The sequence below is a fragment of the Protofrankia sp. CiP1_Cm_nod3 genome (assembly GCF_982290655.1).
The window spans coordinates 25,927-29,564 of sequence record NZ_CEVIVD010000061.1 but is presented as its reverse complement, the minus strand read 5'-3'; the positions used below and the strand labels follow the sequence as shown (position 1 = coordinate 29,564).

Here is a 3,638-nt window from a genome sequence, read left to right as displayed (position 1 = left end):
GGTTATGGCCGTCCCGCGGTATCCGTCCGAATCCACCCGGTCAGTAGGTCCGCCGGACGGACAGGCCCACCAGACCCATAAGGTTGACCGCATGGCGCAGTACGTCTTCCAGATGCGCAAAGTGCGCAAAGCCCACGGCGACAAAGTCGTTCTTGACGACGTCAGCCTGTCCTTCCTGCCCGGCGCGAAGATCGGTGTCGTCGGCCCGAACGGTGCTGGCAAGTCGTCGCTGCTCAAGATCATGGCAGGTCTTGACCAGCCGAGCAACGGGGACGCGACGCTGAGCCCCGGTTTCACCGTCGGCATGCTCGCGCAGGAACCGCCGCTGGACGAGACGAAGGACGTCCGCGGCAATGTCGAGGACGGCGTCCGGGAGATCCGCGCGGTCCTCGCCCGTTATGAGGAGATCAACGAGAAGATGGCCGCGCCGGACGCGGACTTCGACTCCCTCCTCGCCGAGCAGGCGGCCCTCATCGACAGGATCGAGGCGGCGAACGCCTGGGAGCTCGACAGCCAGCTCGACCAGGCGATGGACGCGTTGCGCCTGCCGCCCGGCGACGCCGACGTGACCAAGCTGTCCGGCGGTGAGCGGCGCCGGGTCGCGCTGTGCAAGCTCCTGCTCGAAGCCCCCGGCCTGCTCCTGCTGGACGAGCCCACGAACCATCTGGACGCCGAGAGCGTCGCCTGGCTCGAGCAGCATCTGGCCCGCTACGCGGGAGCCGTGCTCGCTGTCACCCACGACCGCTACTTCCTCGACAACGTCGCCGGCTGGATCCTCGAGCTCGACCGTGGTCATGCCTATCCGTACGAAGGAAACTACAGTACGTATCTGGAGACCAAGGCCGCCCGGCTCAAGGTCGAAGGCGGCAAGGACGCCAAGCGCAAGCGCATCCTCGCCCAGGAACTGGAGTGGGTGCGCTCGAACCCGAAAGCCCGCCAGGCCAAGAGCAAGGCGCGGCTCTCCCGGTACGAGGAACTGGCGGCCGAGGCCGACAGGGCGCGTCCCCGCGACCTTGAGGAGATCCAGATCCCGCCCGGCCCGCGGCTGGGAAGCGTCGTGATCGAGACGAAGAAGCTGCGCAAGGGCTTCGGTGACCGGCTCCTCATCGACGACCTGTCGTTCTCGTTGCCCCGCGGTGGCATCGTCGGCGTGATCGGCCCGAACGGCGTCGGCAAGACCACCCTGTTCACCCTGCTGACCGGCCAGGCGGCCCCGGACGCCGGTGAGCTCACCATCGGGGAGACCGTCAGGATCTCCTATGTGGACCAGGATCGTGCGGGCCTGGACCCGAAGAAGAACGTGTGGGAGGTCATCTCCGACGGGCTCGACCACATCGTCGTGGGCAAGATCGAGCTGCCCAGCCGCGCCTACGTGTCGTCGTTCGGCTTCAAAGGGCCCGACCAGCAGAAGCCCGTCGGTGTCCTCTCCGGTGGGGAGCGCAACCGGCTCAACCTCGCGCTGACCCTCAAGAAGGGCGGCAACCTGCTGCTCCTCGACGAGCCGACCAACGACCTCGACGTCGAGACCCTGCGTTCGCTGGAGGACGCGCTCGGGGAGTTCCCGGGCAGCGCGGTGGTGATCTCGCACGACCGGTGGTTCCTCGACCGTGTCGCCACCCACATCCTCGCCTGGGAGGGCACGGACGCCGACCCGGCCCGCTGGTTCTGGTTCGAGGGGAACTTCGCGGACTACGAGGCGAACAAGGTCGACCGTCTGGGCGCCGAAGCCGCCCGCCCCCACCGGGTCACCTACCGCAAACTCACCCGGGACTAGCCGCTGTGCGGCCGTTGGTGGACATGGGCGGAGATCCTGGCGGGCACGATCGTGCCCGCCAGGATCACTCCGGGCGGTTGACCAGGGAGCCGGCGGCCATCGTCAGGTAGTCCCAGAGGGGCTGGAAGTGCTCCGGGGGCAGGTTCAGCTCGTCGACGGCGGCCCGCATCCGGACCAGCCAGGCGTCCCGCTGGGCGGGGCCGATCGCGAACGGCGCGTGCCGCAGCCGCAGCCGGGGATGCCCGCGCTGCTCACTGTAGGTCGACGGCCCGCCCCAGTACTGGACGAGGAACATCCGCAGCCGCTCCTGCGCGCCGGAGAGGTCCCCCTCCGGGTAGAGCGGGCGCAGCAGCGGGTCCTCGGCAACCCCCGCGTAGAAATGGGCTACCAGCCGGCGGAAGGCCTCCTCGCCTCCTACCGCGTCGTAGAAGGTGTCTGTCGGACGGGCCGCGGACGGTTGCTGGGTCACAGCGACCATTGTGCTGGACGGATCGTGGGCGGCGAGCCCGATGCGGCCAACGGCATTTTTTCAGATCATCGGTTGCCGCCCGCCGCATCAACCGCATCAACCGGGGTGCGGCGCGAGCCAGACCGTCGTGTCCGGGGGGAGCGTGAGGGTGGTTCCGTCGTAGCCGACCGGGCTGCTGGCCAGGACGAGACGCCCCGGTATGACCAGGTCGACATCCGTGCCGGCGGTGGACATCACACAGGTCAGACCGGTCGCGCCGGAGGAGGGGCCCGGCGGTGTGCCGGGCGGGCCCGGTGGGGACGGGCGGTCGAAGGCCAGGACCGTGGGTGGGGTGTCGTCGCGCCAGCGCAGCCGGCCGGCGCCGAGCATGGGCAGCGCCCGCCGTAACGCCAGCGCCCCGCGCGCCAGGACCAGCGTCGACAGCGGGTCGGACGCCTGCGCGGCGGCGGCCAGTTCGGCCCAGCCGTCGGGCTGGGGGAGCCACGGTGGCACGCCGTCCGCGCTGAACCCGTACGGCGCCTCCCGCCCCGACCAGGGCAGCGGGACCCGGCAGCCGTCCCGGCCGGGACGGCTGTGCCCGGAGCGCTCCCAGACGGGGTCCTGCCGGTGTGCCGGCGGCACGTCCACCTCGGGCAGGCCCAGTTCGTCGCCCTGGTAGAGGAAGACCGGGCCGGGCAGCGCGAGCAGGGTCAGCAGCGCGGCGCGGGCCCGGCGCAGGCCGCTCTCGCCGCTGCCGTACCGGCTCGCCGGCCGGGTGACGTCGTGGTTGGCCAGCACCCAGGTGGTGGGCGCGCCCACCTCGGCGGTGGCGGCCAGGTCCGCGGCGATCGCCGTCCGCCAGGCCGGCGCCGACCAGGAGGCGGCCAGCAGCGAGAAGGCGAACGTCAGGTGCAGCTCGTCGGGACGCACGTAGCGGGCCAGCCGCCGGGGGTCGGCCACCCAGGTCTCGCCGACGAGCACCCTGGCCTGCCCGTCGCGGCGGCGGTAGTCCTCGACGATCGCGCGCCAGCGCTGGTAGATCTCGTGGACGCCTTCCTGGTCCCAGTGGTGGGGCTCGGCCCGCTCGCGGAAGAAGGGGATGCCGTCGGACGGGGGCGGCGGGTTGTCCGGCAGCAGGTCGTTCTTGATCAGGCCGTGGGTGACGTCGATGCGGAAACCGTCGACGCCGCGGTCGAGCCAGAACCGGACGGTGGTGTCGTGGTCGTCGCGGACCCTGGGGTGCCGCCAGTTCCAGTCGGGCTGTTCCGGGGCGAACAGGTGCAGGTACCACTGGCCGTCGGTGGCCCTGGTCCAGGCCGGCCCGCCGAAGACCGACACCCAGTTGTTGGGCGGCTCGTCGCCGTCCGCGCCGCGTCCGTCGCGGAAGATGTACAGGTCCCGCTCGGGGGAGCCGGC

General features: G+C 71.1%; 3 protein-coding genes. 1 reads left to right on the top strand and 2 read right to left on the bottom strand.

Annotated elements, in window-relative coordinates; all coding sequences use genetic code 11:
- Positions 1-91 precede the first annotated feature (91 nt).
- Complete coding sequence (gene ettA / locus AC5LUJ_RS13590) at positions 92-1,774, top strand: energy-dependent translational throttle protein EttA (RefSeq protein WP_250290518.1); 1,683 nt, start codon at positions 92-94, stop codon at positions 1,772-1,774.
- A gap of 64 nt (positions 1,775-1,838) precedes the next feature.
- On the opposite strand, the gene AC5LUJ_RS13585 is transcribed toward ettA, so the two are convergent.
- Together AC5LUJ_RS13585 and AC5LUJ_RS13580 are read right to left on the bottom strand one after the other, a co-directional pair.
- Positions 1,839-2,252: a globin gene (locus AC5LUJ_RS13585; protein ID WP_250283515.1), complete on the bottom strand. Its 414-nt coding sequence runs from the start codon at positions 2,250-2,252 to the stop codon at positions 1,839-1,841.
- 87 nt (positions 2,253-2,339) lie between these two features.
- Positions 2,340-3,638: alpha-amylase family glycosyl hydrolase (locus AC5LUJ_RS13580; RefSeq protein WP_493465035.1), on the bottom strand; the 1,299-nt coding region annotated here is incomplete at its 5' end.

Bases quoted from the DNA above. Each gene is read 5' to 3' on its own strand.
- AC5LUJ_RS13585 (WP_250283515.1), bottom strand. From the start codon at position 2,252: ATGGTCGCTGTGACCCAGCAACCGTCCGCGGCCCGTCCGACAGACACC.
- ettA (WP_250290518.1), top strand. From the start codon at position 92: ATGGCGCAGTACGTCTTCCAGATGCGCAAAGTGCGCAAAGCCCACGGC.